Below are 21,942 nucleotides of genomic sequence, written 5' to 3'. Positions count from 1 at the left end.
TCTATCCCCGTCCCGCCGCGTTCGCGGCCGCTCGGCGTTCGCGTGCGATCTGTTGGACGGCACCCAACCCGTTGAGCGACGGCTTGGCCCACAACGTGGACTTCGACGCCGCGTACACGAGCGGCCAGGTCACCAGGAACACGATCACGACGTCGAGGATGGTGGTCAGGCCGAGGGTGAACGCAAAGCCCTTCACCTGACCCACAGCCAGGAAGTACAGCACCGCTGCGGCGAGCAGGGTCACGGCGTTGCCGGAGACGATGGTCTTGCGGGCGCGGGCCCAGCCTCGTGGCACCGCCGACCGGAACGAGCGCCCCTCCCGGATCTCGTCCTTGATGCGTTCGAAGAACACCACGAACGAGTCGGCCGTCATACCGATACCGATGATCAGACCCGCGATACCGGCCAGGTCCAGCGTGTAGTTGATGTATCTGCCGAGCAGCACCAGGATCGCGAACACCATGGCCCCCGACGCGGTCAGCGACAGCGCGATGAGCACGCCCAGCGCCCGGTAGTACAGCAGCGAGTACAGCAGCACCGCAACGAGCCCGACCGCGCCGGCGATCAGGCCGGCCCGCAGCGAGGACAGGCCCAGCGTCGCGGACACGGTCTCGGCCTCCGAGGATTCGAAGGACAGCGGCAGTGAGCCGTACTTGAGGACGTTGGCGAGTTCGCGCGCGGTGTCCTGGGTGAACTGACCGGTGATCTGCGTGCGGCCACCGGGGATGGCCTCCTGGATCACCGGGGCGCTGACCACCTGCGAATCGAGGACGAACGCGGTCTGCGTGCCGATGTTCGCGGCGGTGAAGTCGGCCCACACCTTCGCGGCGTCGCTCTTGAACTCGACGTCGACGACGTACTCGCCGGCCTGCTGGTTCAGCCCGGACGTCGCGTTGGCGATCTGCTCGCCGTTGATGATCGACTTGTCCAGCAGATAGACCTCATTGCCGTCCTGCGAGCAGGTCACCAGCGGCAGGTTCGGGTCGTCGTTGCCCGCCAGCACGTCCTCCTGGCCGCAGCGGGTGGCCTGGAACTGCAGCGCGAGGATCTGGATCGCCTGCTCCGTGCTCTGCCGCAGCCGCTTCTCGTCCTGGATGCGGGTGGCCAGCGGGACATCCTTGTTGTCACCCGGCGTCGCGGCGCCCGGCGCCGGCTGCGCTCCGGGCGCGGGGGTCGGCGACGGTCCCGGAGGCGGGGTCGGCGCGGGCTGTTGCGGGAACGGACGCGGCTGCGGGGCGGGCGCTTGCGGCGCCCCCGGCTCGGCGGCCGCATCCGCACCGGGCGCGGGGCCGGGTTCGGCGCCCGGAGCCGTTCCGGGCGCTCCCGGTGGAGCCCCGGGGACGCCGCCCTGCGGGCCGGCTTCCGCTCCGGGCGGCATCGCACCGGCGGCCGGGATCACGTGGACGACGGGACGGATGTACAGCCGAGCCGTCTGCCCCAGGCTGCGGGCTTCGCTGGTGTCGTCACCGGGGACGGTGATCACGAGGTTCTGGCCGTCGATGATGACCTCTGAACCCGACACGCCGAGACCGTCGACGCGGGAGCCGATGATCTGCTTGGCCTGCTCCAGTGATTCGCGCGACGGCGGTGAGCCGTCAGGGGTGCGCGCGGTCAGGGTGACGCGGGTGCCGCCCTGCAGGTCGATGCCCAGTTTGGGTTCGGCCTTCTTGTCCCCCGTCAGGAACACCAGCAGGTAGGCGCCGATGAGCAGCACCAGAAACAGTGCCAGATAGCGGGCAGGGTGAACCGTCGAAGACGATGCCACGTGTTTACAGTCTCCTAGAGATCAGTTCGTCAGGTACCGCACGAGGGCGCGAAGGTACGGAAAGACATGGAAAGACACGAAAAGATTACGTGCTGTTGCTGAGATTTCAGCCGTCGCTCTTGGTGTTGGGCCGCTCGCCGAGGTCGGCGCCGGCGTCGAGATCGGCGTCATCGGTGTCGCCGTCCTCGTCGATGTCGTCGACGATGCGGTCCCGCACCGCCAGCTTCATCCAGGTGGTGACCACACCGGGGGCGATCTCCAGGTCGACGTAGTCGTCGGTGATACCGGTGATCGTGCCCTTCAGGCCGGAGGTGGTGTGCACCTGGTCGCCGATCTGCAGCGAGTTGTGCAGGTCGATGGTCGCCTGCATGGCCTTCTTCTGGCGCCGCGACGCGAAGTACATGAATGCGCCCATGATGATGAGCAGGGGCAGGAAAACGACCAGATCCATGGCGGCAATGTCTCTCTAAAAGTCTTCGTATCGGTCATGCGTGCAGGCTGTCGCACCTGCCGCAACAGGGGCCCGTCGCGCGGACTCACGCGCGGGCTCAACTAACCAGTGTGCCATTTCGGCCGCTTGAGGCCACGACCCTGGTCGGGCGTCCCCTGCCACGACCTCGCCCACCGGGTCCATTCGCGACGGAATCCGAAGCTGACAGCGCCAGACAGCGATGATTCCGCATCAAAGTGGTGATGTTCTCGACGGATCAGCCGGTTCAGCGACTAGGCTCAGACGGTAACTCGGCAGTCGTCGAACTCGGTCCCGTTGAGGCCTGTAGGAGGTTTCCCGTGAGCGCTCTGGAACAGAGCCGCCACCTCGCCACCGCCATTCCCGGTCCCCGCTCCGCCGAGATGATCGCGCGCAAGAGCGCGTCGGTGGCCCGCGGCGTCGGCACCACGATGCCGGTGTACGCGGCGCGGGCGTTCGGCGGCATCGTCGAGGACATCGACGGCAATCGGCTGATCGACCTCGGGTCTGGCATCGCGGTGACCACCGTCGGGAACTCGTCGCCCCGAGTGGTCGACGCCATCACCGACCAGGCCGGCCGGTTCACCCACACCTGCTTCATGGTCACGCCCTACCAGGGATATGTGGCCGTGGCCGAGGCGCTCAACCGGCTCACACCCGGAGACGGCGACAAGCGGTCGGCATTGTTCAACTCAGGCTCCGAGGCCGTCGAGAACGCGGTGAAGATCGCCCGCGCGTACACCCGCAAGCAGGCGGTGGTGTCGTTCGACCACGCCTATCATGGGCGCACCAACCTGACGATGGCGCTGACGGCGAAGTCCATGCCCTACAAGCACGGCTTCGGCCCGTTCGCCCCGGAGATCTACCGCGCTCCGCTGTCGTACCCGTTCCGCGACGCCGAGTTCGGCAAGGAGTTGGCCACCAACGGCGAACTGGCCGCCCGACGGGCGATCACGGTGATCGACAAGCAGGTCGGCGCCGACAACCTTGCCGCCGTGATCATCGAGCCGATCCAGGGCGAGGGCGGTTTCATCGTGCCCGCCGAGGGTTTCCTGCCGACCCTGCTTCAGTGGTGCCGGGCCAACGGCGTGGTGTTCATCGCCGACGAGGTGCAGACCGGGTTCGCCCGGACCGGCGCGATGTTCGCCTGTGAACACGAGGGCCCCGAAGGCCTGGTCCCCGATTTGATCGTCACCGCGAAGGGCATTGCCGACGGGATGCCGCTGTCCGCGGTCACCGGCCGCGCCGAGATCATGGACGCCCCGCACGTCAGCGGGCTGGGCGGCACCTACGGCGGCAATCCGGTGGCCTGCGCGGCCGCGCTGGCCACCATCGAGACCATCGAGTCGGAGGGTCTGGTCGAGCGGGCCCGCCAGATCGAGGCGCTGATGAAAGACAGGCTGGGCCGGATGCAGGCCGAGGATGACCGGATCGGCGACGTCCGTGGCCGTGGGGCGATGATCGCCGTCGAACTGGTCAAGTCCGGAACGCTGGAACCGGACCCGGAGCTGACCCGCAGTCTGCTCGCCGCAGCCCACCAGGCCGGCGTGATCGTGTTGTCCTGCGGCACGTTCGGCAACGTGCTGCGCTTCCTGCCTCCACTGGCCATCAGCGACGAACTGCTGCTCGAAGGCCTCGACATCCTCGAACTGATCCTGCGCGACCTCTGACCCAAGGAGCTCCAAAGACATGACCACAGTTCAGAACTTCATCGACGGCCGCCTCGTCGACTCCAGCAGTGGCGCCACCATGCCGCTGGTCGATCCGAGCACCGGCGAAAAGTACGGCACGGCACCGGTTTCCAACGAACAGGACATCGACGAGGCGTATGCCGCGGCGGCCAGGGCGTTCAAGGAGTGGAAGAAGACGACACCGTCGCAACGACAGAAGGCGCTGTTGGGCTTCGCCGACGAGGTGGAGAAGGCCGCGGACGCGTTGGTCGCCGCCGAGGGCCGCAACACCGGAAAGCCCAATCACGTCACCGCGGTCGAGGAGATCCCGCCGATGGTCGATCAGATCCGGTTCTTCGCCGGCGCGGCCCGGGTACTGGAAGGCAAGTCGGCCGGGGAATACATGGCCGACCACACGTCGTGGATCCGCCGCGAGCCGGTCGGCGTCATCGGGCAGGTGGCGCCGTGGAACTACCCGATGATGATGGCGATCTGGAAGATCGCCCCGGCCATCGCCGCGGGCAACACCGTGGTCATCAAACCCAGCGACACCACCCCGGTGACTACGGTGATGCTGGCCGAGCTGGCCGCCAAGCACCTGCCCGCCGGCGTGCTCAACGTCGTCACCGGCGACCGGGTGACCGGCGCGTCCCTGGTGGCGCACCCGACCCCGGAGATGGTGTCGATCACCGGCTCGGTGGCGGCGGGCAAGGCAGTCGCGGTCAGCGCCGGAGGCAACCTCAAGCGCACCCATCTGGAGCTCGGCGGTAAGGCCCCGGTGGTGGTGTTCGACGACGCCGATTTGGCCGCCGCGGCCGAGGGCATCGCCACCGCGGCGTACTTCAACGCCGGGCAGGACTGTACGGCTGCCACCAGGGTGCTGGCGTCGGCCTCGATCGCGGCCGACCTGACCGCGGCCCTGGCCGAGCAGGCCAAGGCCGCCACGACCACGTTCGGCCGACCCGCCGACGACGAGGACGCCTGGGTGCCGCCGGTCAACAACGTCAACCAGATGGAGCGGGTGCTGTCCTTCTTCGACGACATCCCGTCGCACGCTACCGTCGCGGTAGGGGCGAATCGCCAGGGCGACAAGGGGTTCTACATCGAGCCGACAGTGATCGGTGGGCTACGCCAGGACGACCGGCTGATCCAGCAGGAGATCTTCGGTCCGGTGATCACCGTGCAGACGTTCTCCGACGAGGACGAGGCGATCGGCTGGGCCAACGGGGTCGAGTACGGACTGGCGTCGTCGGTGTGGACCAAGGACGTGTCCAGGGCGCTTCGGGTCTCCAATGCGCTCGACTTCGGCTGCGTCTGGATCAACACGCACATCCCGCTGGTCGCCGAGATGCCGCACGGCGGTTTCAAGTCGTCGGGCCACGGCAAGGACCTGTCGATGTACGGGCTGGAGGACTACACGCGCATCAAGCACGTGATGGCTTACACCGGCTGAGCCGCGGCCCGCACGAAGTCGACGAGGATCTGCCGGATCTCGTCGGCGGTCAGTCCGTCACCGTCGACGTCATGGGCGATCAGCCCGGAGATCAGGTCGTCTCCGGGCTGCCCGCACCGGTATGCCACCATCACGTCGAAGTAGGCGCCGAGCTCGTCGCGCACCTCGCTGTCGTCAAGAGCGCCTGCCCACCGAGCGATCCGCCACCAGTCCCGAACCGGCGCGCCGAGCGCGCTGCACAGCCCGCACATCCGGGGTCCGAGGACGATCGCGGCGACGTCGTCGTGGGTGCCGGCCGACATCCGCGCCGTGAACAACTCGGTGAGCCGCTGCGTCTGCGGGTGCACCTTCCGACCTCCCTGGACGATTAGCCAACCTATTCATTCCACGCTAACCGTCGGCGATACCCGAAGAAGCACGCAGGTGGCCGACTGTGGCGGGCTTAACGCCGGACCGCGCAGTGTGACCCCCGCTGCACATATGCGAGTTGGCTTGCGCCGCAATCATTCACAGCATTTTGACAGGCCGCGAGGTTACCGTGACGGTATAAAGTTAGTTTTACTATCGTAGTTTTTTACGGCGCAGCGCAGCGCCCGTCCCCCACCGCGATTCCGCTGAGGAACTCTGATGCCCACTGAGATGCCCACTGACTCCCGCGAGGACCGCCTCGTCCGTCGCATCGCCGACCTGCGCGCCACCGACCCGCAATTCGCCGCCGCCGTGCCCGACGAGGCCGTCTCCCACACCATCGACCGACCCGGCATGCGCCTTCCCGAGATCATCGCGACCGTGCTCGGCGGCTACGCCGACCGACCGGCCCTCGGCGCGCGCGCCGTGCGCTACGTCGTCGATCCGGACACCGGCCGCACCAGCGCCGCACTGCTCCCCCACTTCGAGACGATCAGCTATGCGGAGCTGTCGCGCCGCGTCGACGCCGTGGCCGCCGCGCTGGACGACGTGCGCCCCGGCGACCGTGTCGCGATGCTCGGGTTCACCAGCATCGACTACACCACCATCGACATGGCCCTGGCCACCATCGGGGCGGTGGCGGTGCCGCTGCAGACCAGCGCCCCGATGGGCACGTTGGCGCCCATCGTCGCCGAGACCGAACCGTGTGTCGTCGCCTCGTCGGTCGACTCGCTCACCGACGCGGTGACACTCGTGCTGGAAACGGCGACCGTGACGCGGCTGGTGGTGTTCGACCACAACACGCGGATCGACGATCACCGTGACGCGGTCACCTCCGCCGCCGCCCGACTGAAGTCCGCCGGGTCGGCGGTCGACGTCGAGACACTCCCCCGGCTCATCGCCCGCGGATCGACACTGCCGCACCGCGAAATCTCCGTCTCCCGCGACGACACGCTGGCCCTGTTGATTTACACATCCGGCAGCACCGGCGCCCCGAAGGGCGCCATGTACCCCGAACGACTGGTGGCCAACTCGTGGCGGCAGTCCACCAAGGCGAACTGGGGCAACCGCGGCGGCCTTCCGTTGATCACGCTGAACTTCCTGCCGATGAGCCACATGATGGGCCGCGGCCTGCTCTACGGGACGCTGGGCGCCGGCGGCACTGCGTATTTCGCTGCACGCAGCGATCTTTCGACCTTTCTGCAGGACCTCACCCTGGTGCGGCCCACGCAATTGAGCTTCGTCCCGCGGATCTGGGACACCGTCTACGCCGAGGTGTGCAAGGAACTCGAGGGCCGCGCGGCAGAGCACCGCGAGGTTCTCGCCGACCTGCGGCAGAGCCTGCTCGGCGGCCGCTTCGTCACGGCGATGACGGGCTCGGCGCCGCTGTCTGCAGAGATGAAGACCTTCGTCGAGGACCTGCTCGACATGCACCTGGTCGACGGTTACGGCTCGACGGAAGCCGGCGCCGTGTTCGTGGACGGGCTCGTCCAGCGGCCCCCGGTCATCGACTACAAACTCGCCGACGTTCCCGAGCTCGGCTACTTCGCCACTGACCGTCCCCACCCGCGCGGCGAGCTTCTGGTCAAATCGGAGACGCTGTTTCCCGGCTATTACAAGCGTCCCGACGTCACCGCCGAGATGTTCGACGCGGACGGCTACTACCGCACGGGCGACATCGTCGCCGAGACCGGCCCCGATCACCTGGCCTACCTCGACCGTCGTAACAACGTTCTGAAACTGTCCCAGGGTGAATTCGTCACCGTGTCCAGGCTCGAAGCGGTGTTCGGGGACAGTCCGCTGGTTCACCAGATCTATCTGTACGGCAACAGCGCGCGACCCTACCTGCTCGCAGTGGTGGTGCCGACCGAGGCGGCGTTAGCCGGCGACGACGTCAAAACGGCTGTGGCGGAATCACTTCAGCATGTCGCCAAGCAGGCCGGACTGCAGTCCTACGAGGTTCCTCGCGACCAACTCATCGAGACCACGCCCTTCACGCTGGAGAACGGCCTGCTCACCGGCATCCGTAAGCTGGCCCGTCCCAAGCTCAAGGAACGATACGGCAACCGACTGGAAGTGCTGTACACCGAGTTGTCCGAAGGGCAGGCCGACGCACTGCGGCAACTTCGCCGGCAGGGGGCGGGCCGGCCGGCCCTCGAGACCGTCGGCCGCGCCGCCGCCGCGCTGCTCGGCACCGCGGCCGGCGATGTGCACGACGACGCCCATTTCACAGACTTGGGCGGGGATTCCCTGTCGGCGTTGACCTTCGCGAACCTGCTCCGTGACATCTTCGACGTCGAGGTTCCGGTCGGTGTGATCGTCAGCCCAGCCACCGATCTCCGCGAGCTGGCCGACTACATCGACTCCGAGCGCCGAAGCGGTTCCACGCGACCGACATTCGCGTCGGTGCACGCGCGATCCGACGGCCCGGTGACCGAGGTGCACGCCGGCGACCTGACGTTGGACAAGTTCCTCGGCGCCGAGACCCTCGCCGCCGCGCCCGCCCTGCCCGGGCCGCGCCAGGAGATCCGCACCGTGCTGCTGACCGGGGCGACCGGGTTTCTGGGCCGCTACCTCGCGCTCGAATGGTTGGAGCGCATGGCGTTGGTCGGTGGCACGCTGATCTGTCTGGTGCGCGCGAAGGACGACGCCGCGGCACGGGAGCGGCTGGACCAAACGTTCGACAGCGGGGATACCGAGCTGTTGGAGCACTACCGGCGTCTGGCCGCCGAGCACCAACAGGTCCTCGCCGGCGACAAGGGCGAGCCACATCTCGGGCTCGACCCGCAGACGTGGCAGCGACTCGCCGACACCGTCGACCTGATCGTCGACCCGGCCGCGTTGGTCAACCACGTGCTCCCCTACAGCCAGCTGTTCGGTCCCAATGTGGTCGGCACGGCCGAACTGCTCCGCATCGCACTGACGACGAGGTTGAAGCCGTTCGTCTACGTGTCGACGATCGGCGTCGGCGCCGGTGTCGAGCCTGCAGAGTTCACCGAAGTCGGCGACGTCCGCCAGATCAGCGCGACCCGCAGGGTGGACGACAGCTACGCCAACGGCTACGGCAACAGCAAGTGGGCCGGCGAGGTCCTGCTGCGGGAGGCGCATGACCTGTGCGGTCTTCCGGTGTCGGTGTTCCGGTGCGACATGATCCTGGCCGACACCACCTACACCGGACAGCTGAACCTGCCCGACATGTTCACCCGGCTGATGCTCTCGCTGATCGCCACCGGTGTGGCGCCGGACTCGTTCTACGAACTCGACGCTGACGGCCGCCGGCCGAGGGCCCACTATGACGGTCTGCCGGTGGAGTTCATCGCCGAGGCGATCTCGACGCTCGGCGCCCAGGCCGTCTCCGGGTTCGAGACCTATCACGTGATGAACCCGTACGACGACGGGATCGGTCTCGACGAGTTCGTCGACTGGCTCATCGACGCCGGCCACCCGGTCCGCCGGATCGGTGGCTACGACACCTGGCTGCAACGTTTCACCACCGCGCTGCACGGGCTACCGGACCGACTGCAGCAGGCGTCGTTGCTGCCTCTGCTGCACAACTATCAGCGGCCCGACGCTGCGGTGCGCGGTTCGATCGCACCGACCGACAGGTTCCGTGCGGCCGTTCAGGACGCGAAAATCGGTCCGGACAAGGATATTCCGCACGTGACGCCGCAGATCATCGTCAAGTACGCGACTGATCTACGGCGCCTCGGCCTGCTCTAGTTGACCGCCAGCTTGTCGCGGGCCTTGGTGCGGCGACGCCCGAACAGCCGGTGCCGCTTGCGGTCGCGTTCCACGGGCGCGGTCACCGCATCAGGCCGGTCGGACCGATTCCACCCTGCGGTGGCCTCCGGGGTCGCGTCGGTGACGGGGTGCGGTTCGGCCGCCGGGACGCGGGCATCGCGGTAGGCGATGTCGCGAGCGCTGCGCACCGACAACCGCCCTACGGCCATCGCGGCGAGGAACACGATCAGCGCGCCCAGCCCGGAGAAGTAGGTCAGCTCGAGCCAGACCTGCTTGGTCTCGTTCGCGGCCACCGGCTGCCCGGCCCCGCCCAGTCCCAGCGGTCCCGCCACGGCGCGTCCGACGACGAACCAGGCGCCGGCGGCCACGGCCAGCCACGCGCCGAGCATCGCGGTGGCACGGTTACGGGACACCAGCAGCAGCAGACCGCCCAACACGGCGACCGCACCGGGCAGCACTTCCAGCCATCCACGGCCTGCGGTCCACGTCCACGCCCGGTCCGGGGTGAACGCGAAATCGAAGAGCGGGCCGATGAAAGGCACCAGCGCGCCCCATATGCCCAGCGCGATGATCAGCAGGCCGCTGACCGCGCCGCGGCTCCGGGGAATGTGCATCCTGCTCTCACGGACCCGATTGGTTGAGTCGACCATGATTCCTCCTGAAGGTGATGCCAGCGGGTACCCGCAGCCGCCGGGCGATAACCCGAGGGTCGCGTGGAAGGCAGCCCGGGTTGCCAGAACCGCACCCGTGCGCTCCGTCGGCGGGACTCACTAACATCGGCGGCGTGGGTCGCATACGCCAGTGGTGGGGACAACCCGACCATTACCACTGGTTGTCGGGGTATCTCGGCTCCCGCGACCTGCGCGGGTTCACCCGCATGATGATGGGGCTGATCGTCGTGGTGCTCGGCGTCGTCCCGGCTCTGATGTTGCTCAGCCCGTCGGGTCCGGACACGAATCTCGGCCGCGGGGTCAGCCTCGCGGTCGTGACGCTGTGCGCGCTGATGGCAGCCGTCTGGTTCAGACACTGGCCGTCGAGGCGCGAATCCCTGATCTTCGCGGTGCTGTCCGACCTGAGCATCGCCGCCGTGGTGCTGGTCTGGCCGGACCCGCTGACCGGGCTGCTCGGGTGCATCTCGTTCGCCGCGCTGGCGGGTTATGTGGCGTTCTTCCACTCCAGCCACTATCTGGTGATGGTGCTCGCGACGGCGGCGGCCGTCGCGCTGCGCTGCACTCTCGAGATCACCGCCCGCGGCGACGGTTACCTCGCCACCGTGGCCTTCCTGATGATCGCGGTCGGGGTGCTGGCCGTTCCGTTCTCAGCGCAGGTGCTGGTCCATCTGCTCGGCGACGATGCGCTGCAATCCCACACCGACGCGCTGACCGGTCTGCGCAACCGCCGGGGGTTCTACCGGTCGGTGCGGGAACTCATCAATTCCGCACCGGCGCAAGGCCTTCCGCACCTGACCGTCGCGATGGTCGATCTGGACCGCTTCAAACAGGTCAACGACACCCGCGGCCACGCGACCGGGGACCGGCTTCTGGTCGCCGTCGCCACGAGCCTGCGCCAGGCCGTCAGTGGACAGGCGGTCGTCGCGCGGGTCGGTGGCGAGGAGTTCCTGGTCGCCGAGGCAACCCGGGACGACGACGCCGACGCGCTGGGCGAACGGCTCCGCAGTGCGATCGTGGCGGCCCCGTGGGGTGTCACCGCCAGCATCGGGGTGGTCTGCACGCAGATGGACGGCGACACCGGCACCCGGGAAATCCTGGGTGAGCTCATCGAGGCCGCCGACACCGCGATGTACGAGGCCAAGCGGTCCGGCGGAAATCAGTACCGCCGGGCGGGGCGGTCAGCGGCCTGACCGACGCACCCGTTCGACGACGTCGACGATCGCGCGGGCGAGGACCTTCGGCTGGTAGAGCATCACGTTGTGGCCGCATCCCGGCACCAGCACGTTGCTGGTTCCCAGCGCGGCGGCGAGCAGGTCGTTGGCGCGGTGGATCTGCGCCTGCGTGTAGTTGTCGGCGGTGAGCCGGCTCGGCGGCGGGAATCTGTCGGCGCTGAGCACACTGGCGGGCACCCTCGGCAGCGGCGGCGCCGCGGCGACCGCCGCGAACGCCCTCTCAAACCAGACGCTTTCGCCCGGCGCTCGGCCCTCCCGGCCGCTGGCGTAGAACGCGGCGTTCTGCGCCGGCGTCCCGATACCGGGCAGAAACTCCGAGGTGGGTTCGACGAACACCAGGCCGGAGATCAACTCGGGGTGTTGTCGGGCGAGCAGGTCGAGGATCAGACCGCCGTAGGAGTGAGCCACGAAGACAAGCGGCGCGGTCAGCTTGGCGGCCGCGATCAGCGCCAGGATGTCGTCGACGTCCTGCTGCATGTCGTGCGGTTGGGGTACCGACGTCGATCGCTGGTCTCCGTCGGGGCGGGTATCGGGCCGGTCATAGACGCACACGTGGGTGGCCTTGGCGACCGTCGGCTGGGCTGCATCGCGACTCGGCACCGGATCGGCGATCTCGACATCGTCGTAGGGCGTGGACCAGACCGGGTCCCCCGGCGGGATCAGATAATTCCAGGCTTCGGCGTAGCTGCCCATGCCGGGAATGACGAAAACCGTTGGGGCGCCAGAGCCCTGGCAGTTCAGGAACAGAGTGCGCCCGCCACCGATGTCGACGGCGCCGGGAACGGCCGGGGACGGTTGGGCCGCGCTGGTTGCGCACGCCGACACCGCGACGAGCACCGCCGCGAGCGCGCCGTACCGACGCCACCTCACGCCGGCGACAGTACGCGCGGCGGGGGCGTCGCGAGCAGGATTGCCGGGCGTCAGTCGAACAGGCCGGCCTGGCCCAGTCCCACGGCACCGGCGGGCGGTGTCATCCCGAGATGCGTCCACGCCTGCGCGGTGGCGACGCGACCGCGCGGCGTCCGCGCGATCATGCCGGCCCGCACCAGGAACGGCTCACATACCTCCTCGACCGTGGTGGCCTCCTCACCCACCGCCACCGCCAGCGTCGACACCCCGACCGGCCCGCCGCCGAAGCTGCGCGTCAGCGCCGAGAGCACCGCCCGGTCGAGCCGGTCCAGGCCGAGCTCGTCGACGTCGTAGACCTCCAGCGCGTACTTGGCGATGTCGCGGGTGATGACACCGTCGGCCCGCACCTCGGCGTAGTCCCGGACGCGCCGCAGCAACCGGTTCGCGATACGGGGGGTGCCCCGGGACCGGCGCGCGATCTCCGCGCCGGCGTCGGCGCCCAGTGCGATCCCCAGAATGCCGGCCGATCGGGCCAGCACCCGTTCCAGTTCGGCGGGCTCGTAGAAGTCCATGTGCGCGGTGAAGCCGAACCGGTCCCGCAGTGGGCCGGTCAGCGCCCCCGACCGGGTGGTGGCCCCGACCAGCGTGAAAGGCGCCACCTCCAGCGGAATCGACGTGGCGCCGGGCCCTTTCCCGACGACAACGTCGACGCGGAAATCCTCCATCGCCAGATAAAGCATCTCCTCGGCAGGCCGGGCGATCCGGTGGATCTCGTCGATGAACAGCACGTCGTGTTCGACCAGATTGGACAGCATCGCGGCCAGATCACCGGCGCGTTCCAGCGCCGGCCCGGAGGTGACGCGCAGTGAGGACCCCAACTCGGCGGCGATGATCATCGCCAGCGAGGTCTTGCCCAGCCCGGGCGGGCCGGACAACAGGATGTGGTCCGGGGTGCCGCCCCTGTTCTTGGCGCCCTCGAGGACGAGCTGAAGCTGTTCACGCACCCGGGGCTGGCCGATGAACTCACCCAGCGACCGCGGACGCAGGCTGGCGTCGATGTCGCCCTCGCCGACAGTCAGCGCCGGCGACACGTCCCGTTCGTCGGGCTCGTCGACCGAATCTTCGGAAAACCGGCCCACGTTGCTACTTCTTCCCCAGCATCGACAGCGCCGCGCGCAGCGCGCTGGAGGTGGTGGCCTCCGGATCGTTGGCGAGCACCTTGTCGGTGGCCTCCTCGGCCTGCTTCTGCGCGAAGCCCAACCCGACGAGGGCTTCCACGACGGGGCCGCGGATACCGTGTCCGCCGCCGGCGACGACCCCGGCCGGGCCGGACGCACCGACCTTGTCGCGCAGGGTCAGCACCAGAAGTTCGGCGGTCTTCTTGCCGACCTTCGGGATCCGGGTCAACGCGGTGACGTCCCCGTCGCCGATCGCCTGCCGCAGCGTGGGACCGTCGTACATGGCCAGCGCACCGAGGGCGATGCTCGGTCCGATCCCGGACACGCCGAGCAGCGTCAGGAACAAATCCCGGGCGTCGGAGTCGGCGAAGCCATAGAGCGTCATCGAGTCTTCGCGGACGATCATCGCGGTGATCAGCCGCGCCTCGACGCCGCGTCGCAGCGTCGCCAGGGTGGCGGGGGTGGCCATCACCTTGTAGCCGACCCCGGCCGCCTCGATGACGACGTGATCGAGGGCGATGTCGAGGACCTCACCCCGGACCGCGGCGATCACCGCGCACTCCGGGACATCCGGCTCTGCTTGGCCTTCGCGTTGAGGGTGGCCCGGTACTTGCGGCGCTGCTCGGCGGCCATCGCCTCCGCTTCGGCCATCCGGGCGATCATCGGTGCCCGCCAGCAGTGGCAGATGGCAAGTGCCAGCGCGTCGGCGGCATCGGCGGGAGTCGGTTTCTGTTGCAGCGCAAGAATTCTGGTGACCATCTCGGTGACCTGGGCCTTGTCGGCGCGTCCGTTGCCGGTGACCGCGGCCTTGACCTCGCTGGGTGTGTGAAAGTGCACGTCGATGTCGCGGCGCGCCGCCGCCAGCGCGATCACCCCGCCGGCCTGCGCGGTGCCCATCGCGGTGTTGGCGTTCTGGTTGGAGAACACCCGTTCGATGGCGAGCACATCCGGGCGGTGGGTGTCCAGCCAGTGTTCGACGGCGTCACTGATGGCGAGCAGACGGTGCGCCAACGGATGATCGGCGGGCGTGCGCACCACATCGACGTCGAGCGCGATGACCTGACGGCCCCTACCGCTCTCGATGACCGACAACCCGCACCTGGTCAGGCCGGGGTCGACACCCATCACTCGCACGCCGGCCCTTCCTCGAAGAGAACATCTGTTCGAGAGCTTAGCCGCTTGCGCGGACAGGGCCCGGCAGGACACGCGTTCAGTTCAGCGTCGTCCCCGCACTCGGCAGGACGATCTCGCCCGGTTGTTCGGCCGTGCCGGCTTCAACCGTGCCGGTTTCGGCCATCCGGGCCAGTTCGGCGATCCGCCGGCCCGAGTTGCGCCAGCCCCGGACCCGTTCGCGCGCGACCTCGGTCCCCTCCCTCTCGACGAGCACGGTCCACGGCACCCCGCACCACTTGGCCAGCAGCCAGAACGGCCACATCGCCATGAACGGCAGCACGATCAGGAGGATGACCGTGTCCAACGTCGCGAAGCCGGTCTCCCACGGGATGGTCTTCCACCACCACCGCCGCACCGTCCACTTCACGCCGTCGGGCCCGACCACGTTCTTGCGCATGGCGCCACCGCTTTCCGCCCGTCTCGGGAGTGACGTTCGGATTATGCCGCGCTACACCACGGCGCGGGAGTTGACCGGCGAAGCCGGACCCGGTGCGGCGTAGAGCGTCTCAGCCGAACGAGGCGCGGGGCGCGCCGATGCCCGGATCGATCTTCACCGGCCCGGAGGCCGACGGGGCGACCGGGAAGTCGAAGATCGCCGTCGGGATGTACACGGTGGCACAAGCATTGGGGATGTCGACGACGCCCGACAGCCGGCCCTCGATCGGTGCCGCACCGAGCAACAGGTAGGCCTGCTCGGGGCTGTAGCCGAACTTGGTCAGGTAATCGATCGCGTGCAGGCAGGCCCGCTGATAGGCCAGATGCGAATCCAGATAACGCTGTTCGCCGTCCAGGGTCACCGATGTCCCCGAGAACGCCAGCCACTCGCAATACTGCGGGTCGGTATTGCCGGGCATGAAGATGGCGTTCTCGCTGACACCGTAGGTCTCCATCCCGCCGGGGACGACGTCGACCCTCAGGTCGATGAAGCCGCCCATCTCGATGGCGCCGCAGAACGTGATCTCGCCGTCACCCTGGGAGAAGTGCAGATCGCCGACGGACAGATTCGCACCGTCGACGAACACCGGGTAGAAGATGCGGCTGCCCTTGGTCAGGTTCTTGATGTCCTGGTTGCCGCCGTTCTCGCGGGGCGGCGCGGTCCTGGCCGCCTCGGCGGCGGCCGCGGTGAACGCGTCACCGGTGAGGCCGCCGAGGATCGCGTCCCGCGGTTCCGGCGGCAGCGCCAGCGGCGGCACCCGGTCGGGGTCGGTGGCGATGAGCGCGGCCTCGCGGGTGTTCCACGTCGAGAGCAGCTCCCGCGACGGGGCGGTGCCCATCAGACCGGGGTGGATGATGCCGGTGAACTCCACGCCCGGGACGTGGCGAGAGGTCGCCTTCTGCCCCGAGAAATCCCAGATCGCCTTGTAGGCGTCGGGAAACTGCTCGGTCAGGAAGCCGCCGCCGTTGCGCGTGGCGAAGATCCCGGTGTAGCCCCAGCCCTGGCCCGCCAGCGGCCCGGAATCCTCCTGCGGAATCGGACCCACGTCGAGAATGTCGACGATCAACAGGTCGCCGGGCTTGGCGCCCTCCACGGCGATCGGGCCCGACAGCGTGTGCACCGTGGTCAACGGCGCGTTGAGGATGTCCTCGGCCGAGTCGTCGTTGTGGATCGCGCCGTCGAACCACTCGCGGCAGTGCACCCGGAAGGAATCACCCTTCTTGACACTGACCGCGGCCGGGATGTCGGGGTGCCACCGGTTGTGCCCGACCTTCTCCTGGTCGGTGAACTTCTTCGTGGAATCGAGCGGGAAGACGACGTCGGGCATGGAAGCTCCTTCAGGGTCGCGGGAGGGTCTGATGCAGGGGGTTCGTGGTGATCTTGCGGGCGGGGGCGCCCCGAGGCGGCGCCGCGACAACAGCGGGGGTATCGGCGGAACTGCGGGTGGCGTCCTGCAGCGCCATCGCGGTGCTGCCCGAACGTCCCAGGTGCGGCGTGCCCATCATCCGGCGTGCCATCCCCCGGCACGTCGGGCACTCGATTTCGTCGGGGCGACTCGCCATCGAATGCATCTGCCGGGTGATTCCACAACCGGATCGGCACCGAAATGCGTAGAGGATCAAAGCATTTCCCTTGGTGGTCGAAGGAGAGAAGCGGGGATGAACGCCACCCTACCCAGCCACGCGGGTGTGTGCGCAGCAGATGGACAACACGACAACACACGGGGGTGCCGTTGTGGCCGGCTACAGCTGCGGGGCTACCGCCGTTGCCGGGATGAAGGCGTAAAAACCTTGTGCCGGAGGGTGTTGGGTCCCGGAACAGGCGTCGCGCCGTCCGGTTCGCCGCGCTCCTCCATCCCCATGTTGTGGGCGGCCCACAGCGCGATGCGGAAATTGATGCGATCGCTCTCGTCGAGCGGGTTGGCGTCGGTCAGCTCGGCGATCTTGGCCAGCCGGTTGCGCAGCGTGTTGACGTGCACGTACAACTGACCGGCCGCGGCGCCGATGTCGTTGCCGGGGGCCAGGAACGCCTCCAATGAGGCCACCAGGAAGGAGTTGTTGACCCTGTCGTGGTCGACCAGCGGTCCCAGCAGCCTATGGACGAACGGGACCAGTCGCACCTTCGGCACCGCCGCCAACAACCCTTCGAGCGTGGCGATCTCATCGATGTGCACAGTGCGCTGCCGGCGACCCGCCTCGTGGAGCGCTTCGAGGGCCTCCGGGATCGCATGCGCCATCGACTGGGCGTCGGCGCCCAGCGCCACCCCACAGACCAACGGCGATGCGGCCAGATCGGCACGAAGTTCCGGAGTCTGCGGGCACAGCGCCACGATGCGGTCATCGAGTAGGGCCACCGCCCCGCGGTGGCGGTCGACCAGCGCGTGCACGTCCGCATGCCCCTCAGACGGGAACGCGCACACCGCCACGGGTGCCTCGCTGAGTCCGTGGCGCGCCAGCGCGGCCTCGACCGGACCGACGCCCAGCGTGCCCGCGATGAACCACCGCAACATCGATCCGAGGTCGCGTTCCCGGGCATCGACGTCACGATCGGCGGCCCGCCGGGACTCGCCCCAGTCGACGATACGGCGGAAAGGCACCGCCGGCCGCTGGACCATCAGCGGCAGGTTTCGGTCCAGGCACGCCTGCACCAGAGGCTCGGGCAGCTCGTCGAACACGTCGCCGAGCCCGATCACCAGCCCCGCCACGCCGCGCTCGGCCAGGATGTCGACGTATCGAAGCACGGCCGCGTCCGGCTGCCCGGCCACCGGCACGCCGACACTGAGGATGAGCTCCTCGCCGATCAGGTACGGCGATGGGTCGGCGAGCTCGGTGGGATAGACGTAGCGGATCGGCCGGTCGAGATCGTCGATCGGCGTCACGATCTCGACGTGCAGGCTGGGTTCGGCGAGCAACTCCCCGACGCTGACCGTGCCGTCGTGAGGCCCTTTCACGGTCGTCGCACTCTCCTCGGCGCTCCGTTCGCTCGTCGTCATCGCGCCGCTCGCACTGCCATGCCAGCGGAGTCTAAGCGCCGGAGCGCGCCGTCACAGGTCGAGCGTGAGCTTGGACCCGCACTGCGAGCGCGACACGCAGATCATCATCGAGCTGTTCGTCCGCCGCTCCGCGTCGCTGAGCAGCTCGTCACGGTGGTCGACGTCACCGGCGAGCACCTTGGTCTCACAGGTCCCGCAGAAGCCGCTGGTGCACGAGAACGGGGTGTCGGGTGCCACGGCGAGGACCGCGTCGAGCACGCTCTGGTTCTGCGGGACGCGGACCGTGACGCCGGTGCGGGCCAGTTCGACCTCGAACGCCCCGTCCTCGGATCTCGCCTCCAAGGCCGGGGTCGCGGCGGTGAACTGTTCGACGTGCAGCAGCATGTCCGGGTAGCGGGTGCTGATCTGCTTGACCGCCGCGAGCATCGCCGGCGGCCCGCAGCAGTACACCGCCGTGCCCGCCGGACTGTCGGCGAAGGCGCGTTCGATGTCGGGCAGACCGACTTCGTCCTGCGGGTAGAGGTGGACGAAGTCGCGCCCGGCCAGGCGGTCGGTGAACGCCATGGCGGCGCGGCTGCGTCCGCCGTAGAGCACCGTCACCGGGGGCGGCAGCGGCCGGGCTTGCAGTGCTTCGACCATCGCCAGGATCGGAGTGATCCCGATGCCCCCGGCCAGCAGCAGATAGCGCGGCGAGTCGACCAGGGCGAAATCGTTGCGCGGCTCCCCCACCTCCAGCACGTCGCCCGGGCGTAGCCGGTCGTGGACTTCCCGGGACCCGCCACGGCCGCCGTCGACCTTCAGCACGGCGACGGTGTAGCTGTGCGGGTCATCGGCGGACCCGCACAACGAATACTGGCGCACCGCCCCCGACGGGAGCGTGACGGGGATGTGGGCCCCGGCGCTCCAGTCGGGGAGCCGCTCCCCGCTCGGGCTTCGCAGCTCGACGGAGATGACGGCGTCGGCCTCCAGGCGCAGTTGGGTGACTCGCAGCCTCACTGCGGTGCGTGACCGTTGGTCGCAACCAACTCCGGATCGCGGGCCTGCTGGATGGTCTGTACGGCGAATTGGGTGGCCCGCCGGTAGTTCAGCGTGTAGATGTCCGCGGGCGCGGACACCTCCACGGCCTGCCCGGCCAGCGGCACCTCTTTGGGTTCAAGGCCCTCCAGGACGGGGGTGTCCTCGTTGAAGACCTTGGTCTCGACCTCCAGGATCTCGTCGACGGTGCCACCGCGAAAGTCCTTGTCGGTGGCCACGCCCCAGAAGATGATGCACTTGTCGTAGCTGACCGGCGACGGGAAGTCGACGAGGTAGCGCTTGCCGGTTTCGGGGCCGAAGTCGTACAGGATGGTCGCGATACCCGGGGCGTACGAGTGGTAGTGCATCCAGGCGTCACCGACGTCGGAAAAATCCGAATCGGGGACCTGCCGATAGAAATACGACGCCCAAACCTCACGTCCTTCGCGCTTGACGTCGAGATCGGTGACGACCGGGTTCACGTCGCCCATCGACGGCGCGTGCACGAACGGGAAATGCGCCATGTCACGGAAGTTCTCGGTGGCGGCCATGAATCCGCAGTCGGCGTGAATGGGTTCTGCTGCGCGCCAACTCAGTTCGAGACCGTCGAGCTCCGGCGGGTTGGGCAGGTCGAAGACGGGGTCGCCCAGGCAGGTCCAGACGTGCTCGAAGCGCTCGATCACCGGATAGGACTTGATGGCGGCCTTGGGCGGGATGCGCCCGTCCTCGGGCAGGGACGGGATGCGGCTGCAGACGCCGGTGCCGCCGTCGAACTGCCAGCCGTGGTAGGGACACGCGATGCCCTCGCCCACCACCTTGCCGTCGGCGAGGTTGCCGCCGCGGTGTATGCAACGGCGGTCGGTGACCCGCGCCGCGCCGGTGGAGTCGCGGAACACCACGAGGTTGTGGTCCAGCAGCGTCGCGGACTGCGGGGTGTCGATGTCCTGGGACCTCGCCACCACGAACCACACGTGCTGATAGGCCGCACGCAGTTTGTCCGGGGTCAGTGCATCGTGATTCATCGTCGCTCTCCTGTCGGTCGGGCTGTGACCGGGTCGAACTCGGGTCGGGTCAATGTACGGGGGGTCAGCCGCTGGGCACGCACGTGATCGGCGATCTCGGCCATTCCGGCCACCCAGACGTCGTCCATGCCGCATACGTCGGCGACGAACTCGCGCAGCGCGGCGGCCCGTCCGGGCCGGCCGCTGAGAAACGGGTGGTTGGTCAGAATCCAGGCGCCGCCGATCTCCCGCATGGCGTCGAGCTCGCTGCGCCACAACTCGACAGCCTTCGCCGGCGTCTCGATCAGGCCCGTGCCGGAGAAGTCGGGAACGAAGCAGTACTGCTGCCAGTCGTCGAGTGCCCAGCTCACCGGAAGCTCCACGAGCGACCCGGCTCCGGGAACCGCCAGCTCATAAGGGTGATCGGAGTCCATCAGCGTCGAATCGTAGGTGAAACCGAACTCGGCGAGCAGTTTCGGTGTGTGCCAATTCATCTCCCACATCGGCGCCCGGTAGCCGGACGGCCGGACACCGGCTACTTCTTCCAGCGCGCGCAGGCCACGGTCGAGGATCGCGCGTTCGGTGTCCTCGTCGACGCCGACCAGCGACTCGTGCAGATATCCGTGGTGAGCGATCTCGTGACCGGCGCGGGCGATCGAGCGGATCGCCTCCGGGTGCCGGTGCGCGGTGTATCCAGGCACGAAAAACGTTCCGCGAACCCCGAACTCGTCGAGAATTCCGAGGAGGCGCGGTACGCCCACCAGAGGGCCGTAGGCCTGATGCGACATCGCACCCATCCGGTCGGCGAACGCGGGATCAGTGGTCAGCAGCGGTGATTCGGCATCGACGTCGAAGGTGAACGCCACAGCACAGCGTTTCCCCTCCGGCCACGACACCGGACCCGCGGGTGTCAGTGCGGTCAAAGTTGTGCCTTTCTCCCGAAGACGGACAGGAATTCCCATGTGACGTTGGCCGCCGCGACGGCGGTGATCTCGGCGTGGTCGTAGGCCGGCGACACCTCGACGACGTCGACACCGACGAGGTTGACGCCGTCAAAGCCGCGGATCACCTCGAGCAGCTCGCGGCTGGTCATCCCGCCGGCCTCGGGGGTGCCGGTGCCCGGCGCGTGCGCAGGGTCGAGCACGTCGATGTCGACCGACACGTACACCGGCGCGTCCCCGACCCTCTCGCGGACGCGTTCGATCATCCCCTCGGTGCCGAGCGTGTCGATGTCGCGGCAGGTGATGCAGGAGAAGCCGAAGTTGGCGTCCTCCACGAGATCCTGCTTGTCGTAGATCGATCCGCGGACGCCGATGTGCAGGTTCTTGTCCAGCAGCAGCCCCTCCTCGAAGGCCCGGCGGAACGGCGATCCGTGGGTGATGTCGGCGCCGTAGTAGCTGTCCCAGGTGTCCAGGTGTGCGTCGAAATGCACCAGGGCCACCGGACCGTGCGCGGCGTGAACCGCCCGCAACGAAGGCAGTGCCACCGAGTGGTCACCGCCGAGGATGACCGCGCGGGTGCCGTCGGCCTGCAGCGCGGTCAGCTGCTGGGCGGTCTGGTCGACCGCCTGGGCGATATCGAAAGGGTTGCACGCGATGTCGCCGGCGTCGGCGAACTGGCACACCTCGAACGGCTTGATGTCCAGCTCGGGGTTGTACCCGCGGATGAGCCGGGATGCCTGCCGAATCGCGTTGGGGCCGAACCGCGCTCCGGGACGGTAGGTCACCGCGCTGTCGAACGGCACGCCGACGACGACCACGTCGGCGCGCGTGACGTCCTCCAGCCTTGGCAGCCGCGCGAACGTCGTCCATCCCGCATACCGCGGTTGAACCTGGGGGTCGACCGCGCCGACGATGGGAGGCCGGCCGGTGTCGTTGTTCATTGATTGCC

General features: G+C 68.4%; 20 protein-coding genes. 4 read left to right on the top strand and 16 right to left on the bottom strand.

What is annotated here, in order from left to right:
* Position 1: 1 nt before the first annotated feature.
* Complete coding sequence (gene secD, locus KXD97_RS20540) at positions 2-1,765, bottom strand: protein translocase subunit SecD (protein WP_260751990.1); 1,764 nt, start codon at positions 1,763-1,765, stop codon at positions 2-4.
* A 106-nt stretch (positions 1,766-1,871) separates the two neighbouring features.
* The gene (gene yajC, locus KXD97_RS20535) at positions 1,872-2,216 is read right to left on the bottom strand and encodes a preprotein translocase subunit YajC (RefSeq protein WP_260751989.1); all 345 of its coding nucleotides are present in this window, start codon (positions 2,214-2,216) and stop codon (positions 1,872-1,874) included.
* Positions 2,217-2,554: 338 nt separating this feature from the next.
* Here yajC and gabT point away from each other — a divergent pair, with 338 nt between their 5' ends.
* Both gabT and KXD97_RS20525 read left to right on the top strand, forming a co-directional pair.
* Positions 2,555-3,904 carry a 4-aminobutyrate--2-oxoglutarate transaminase gene (gabT, locus tag KXD97_RS20530; protein WP_260751988.1) on the top strand — a complete coding sequence of 450 codons (1,350 nt, stop codon included), beginning with the start codon at positions 2,555-2,557 and terminating at the stop codon, positions 3,902-3,904.
* 19 nt (positions 3,905-3,923) lie between these two features.
* Entirely contained in the window at positions 3,924-5,357 is a 1,434-nt protein-coding gene (locus tag KXD97_RS20525; RefSeq protein WP_260751987.1) for a gamma-aminobutyraldehyde dehydrogenase, read from the top strand.
* On the opposite strand, the gene KXD97_RS20520 is transcribed toward KXD97_RS20525, so the two are convergent.
* On the bottom strand, positions 5,345-5,704 hold the full coding sequence (locus tag KXD97_RS20520; RefSeq protein ID WP_260751986.1) for a hypothetical protein: 360 nt from the start codon (positions 5,702-5,704) through the stop codon (positions 5,345-5,347). The genes KXD97_RS20525 and KXD97_RS20520 overlap by 13 nt on opposite strands.
* Before the next feature lie 292 nt (positions 5,705-5,996).
* Here KXD97_RS20520 and car point away from each other — a divergent pair, with 292 nt between their 5' ends.
* Positions 5,997-9,485 carry a carboxylic acid reductase gene (gene car / locus KXD97_RS20515; RefSeq protein ID WP_260758082.1) on the top strand — a complete coding sequence of 1,163 codons (3,489 nt, stop codon included), beginning with the start codon at positions 5,997-5,999 and terminating at the stop codon, positions 9,483-9,485.
* Here car and KXD97_RS20510 read toward each other — a convergent pair.
* Positions 9,482-10,156 carry a hypothetical protein gene (locus tag KXD97_RS20510; RefSeq protein WP_260751985.1) on the bottom strand — a complete coding sequence of 225 codons (675 nt, stop codon included), beginning with the start codon at positions 10,154-10,156 and terminating at the stop codon, positions 9,482-9,484. The genes car and KXD97_RS20510 overlap by 4 nt on opposite strands.
* A gap of 134 nt (positions 10,157-10,290) precedes the next feature.
* Here KXD97_RS20510 and KXD97_RS20505 point away from each other — a divergent pair, with 134 nt between their 5' ends.
* Positions 10,291-11,367 (top strand): GGDEF domain-containing protein, encoded by a 1,077-nt coding sequence (locus KXD97_RS20505; protein WP_260751984.1) that lies wholly within the window; start codon positions 10,291-10,293, stop codon positions 11,365-11,367.
* Here KXD97_RS20505 and KXD97_RS20500 read toward each other — a convergent pair.
* The 12 genes from KXD97_RS20500 to speB all read right to left on the bottom strand — a co-directional run bounded on the left by KXD97_RS20500 (position 11,356) and on the right by speB (position 21,934).
* Entirely contained in the window at positions 11,356-12,279 is a 924-nt protein-coding gene (locus KXD97_RS20500) for an alpha/beta fold hydrolase (protein ID WP_260751982.1), read from the bottom strand. The genes KXD97_RS20505 and KXD97_RS20500 overlap by 12 nt on opposite strands.
* 50 nt (positions 12,280-12,329) lie before the next feature.
* Positions 12,330-13,397, bottom strand: coding sequence for a Holliday junction branch migration DNA helicase RuvB (gene ruvB / locus KXD97_RS20495; protein ID WP_260751981.1), 1,068 nt, complete (start codon positions 13,395-13,397; stop codon positions 12,330-12,332).
* 4 nt (positions 13,398-13,401) lie between these two features.
* Entirely contained in the window at positions 13,402-13,989 is a 588-nt protein-coding gene (gene ruvA, locus KXD97_RS20490) for a Holliday junction branch migration protein RuvA (protein WP_260751980.1), read from the bottom strand.
* Positions 13,986-14,570: a crossover junction endodeoxyribonuclease RuvC gene (gene ruvC, locus KXD97_RS20485; protein WP_260751979.1), complete on the bottom strand. Its 585-nt coding sequence runs from the start codon at positions 14,568-14,570 to the stop codon at positions 13,986-13,988. Before ruvC ends, ruvA begins: the two co-directional genes overlap by 4 nt.
* Before the next feature lie 76 nt (positions 14,571-14,646).
* Positions 14,647-15,006 carry a hypothetical protein gene (locus KXD97_RS20480; RefSeq protein ID WP_260751978.1) on the bottom strand — a complete coding sequence of 120 codons (360 nt, stop codon included), beginning with the start codon at positions 15,004-15,006 and terminating at the stop codon, positions 14,647-14,649.
* A 109-nt stretch (positions 15,007-15,115) separates the two neighbouring features.
* Entirely contained in the window at positions 15,116-16,372 is a 1,257-nt protein-coding gene (fmdA, locus tag KXD97_RS20475) for a formamidase (RefSeq protein WP_260751976.1), read from the bottom strand.
* Positions 16,373-16,382: 10 nt separating this feature from the next.
* A complete protein-coding gene (locus KXD97_RS20470; protein ID WP_260751974.1) occupies positions 16,383-16,607 on the bottom strand; it encodes a zinc ribbon domain-containing protein in 225 nt (74 codons plus the stop codon).
* 194 nt (positions 16,608-16,801) lie between these two features.
* Positions 16,802-17,995: a PucR family transcriptional regulator gene (locus tag KXD97_RS20465; RefSeq protein ID WP_260751973.1), complete on the bottom strand. Its 1,194-nt coding sequence runs from the start codon at positions 17,993-17,995 to the stop codon at positions 16,802-16,804.
* A 93-nt stretch (positions 17,996-18,088) separates the two neighbouring features.
* Complete coding sequence (locus KXD97_RS20460; RefSeq protein WP_260751972.1) at positions 18,089-19,033, bottom strand: PDR/VanB family oxidoreductase; 945 nt, start codon at positions 19,031-19,033, stop codon at positions 18,089-18,091.
* Positions 19,030-20,073, bottom strand: a complete 1,044-nt coding sequence (locus tag KXD97_RS20455) for an aromatic ring-hydroxylating dioxygenase subunit alpha (RefSeq protein ID WP_260751969.1) — start codon at positions 20,071-20,073, stop codon at positions 19,030-19,032. The genes KXD97_RS20460 and KXD97_RS20455 overlap by 4 nt, the downstream gene beginning before the upstream one ends.
* Positions 20,070-20,975 (bottom strand): polysaccharide deacetylase, encoded by a 906-nt coding sequence (locus KXD97_RS20450; protein ID WP_260751968.1) that lies wholly within the window; start codon positions 20,973-20,975, stop codon positions 20,070-20,072. Before KXD97_RS20450 ends, KXD97_RS20455 begins: the two co-directional genes overlap by 4 nt.
* On the bottom strand, positions 20,972-21,934 hold the full coding sequence (speB, locus tag KXD97_RS20445) for an agmatinase (protein WP_260751963.1): 963 nt from the start codon (positions 21,932-21,934) through the stop codon (positions 20,972-20,974). The genes KXD97_RS20450 and speB overlap by 4 nt, the downstream gene beginning before the upstream one ends.
* Between the last annotated feature and the right edge of the window lie 8 nt (positions 21,935-21,942).

Source organism: Mycobacterium sp. SMC-8 (assembly GCF_025263565.1).
Classification (GTDB): Bacteria; Actinomycetota; Actinomycetes; order Mycobacteriales; family Mycobacteriaceae; genus Mycobacterium.
The sequence above is the reverse complement of the archived record's forward strand: the minus strand, read 5'-3'. Positions and strand labels throughout refer to the sequence as shown.

What these genes read in the sequence shown, in the direction of transcription:
- KXD97_RS20525 (WP_260751987.1), top strand. Translation starts at nt 3,924, where the DNA reads ATGACCACAGTTCAGAACTTCATCGACGGCCGCCTCGTCGACTCCAGC.
- KXD97_RS20480 (WP_260751978.1), bottom strand. Translation starts at nt 15,006, where the DNA reads ATGCGCAAGAACGTGGTCGGGCCCGACGGCGTGAAGTGGACGGTGCGG.
- KXD97_RS20455 (WP_260751969.1), bottom strand. Translation starts at nt 20,073, where the DNA reads ATGAATCACGATGCACTGACCCCGGACAAACTGCGTGCGGCCTATCAG.
- car (WP_260758082.1), top strand. Translation starts at nt 5,997, where the DNA reads ATGCCCACTGACTCCCGCGAGGACCGCCTCGTCCGTCGCATCGCCGAC.
- fmdA (WP_260751976.1), bottom strand. Translation starts at nt 16,372, where the DNA reads ATGCCCGACGTCGTCTTCCCGCTCGATTCCACGAAGAAGTTCACCGAC.
- yajC (WP_260751989.1), bottom strand. Translation starts at nt 2,216, where the DNA reads ATGGATCTGGTCGTTTTCCTGCCCCTGCTCATCATCATGGGCGCATTC.
- KXD97_RS20470 (WP_260751974.1), bottom strand. Translation starts at nt 16,607, where the DNA reads ATGGCGAGTCGCCCCGACGAAATCGAGTGCCCGACGTGCCGGGGGATG.
- speB (WP_260751963.1), bottom strand. Translation starts at nt 21,934, where the DNA reads ATGAACAACGACACCGGCCGGCCTCCCATCGTCGGCGCGGTCGACCCC.
- KXD97_RS20510 (WP_260751985.1), bottom strand. Translation starts at nt 10,156, where the DNA reads ATGGTCGACTCAACCAATCGGGTCCGTGAGAGCAGGATGCACATTCCC.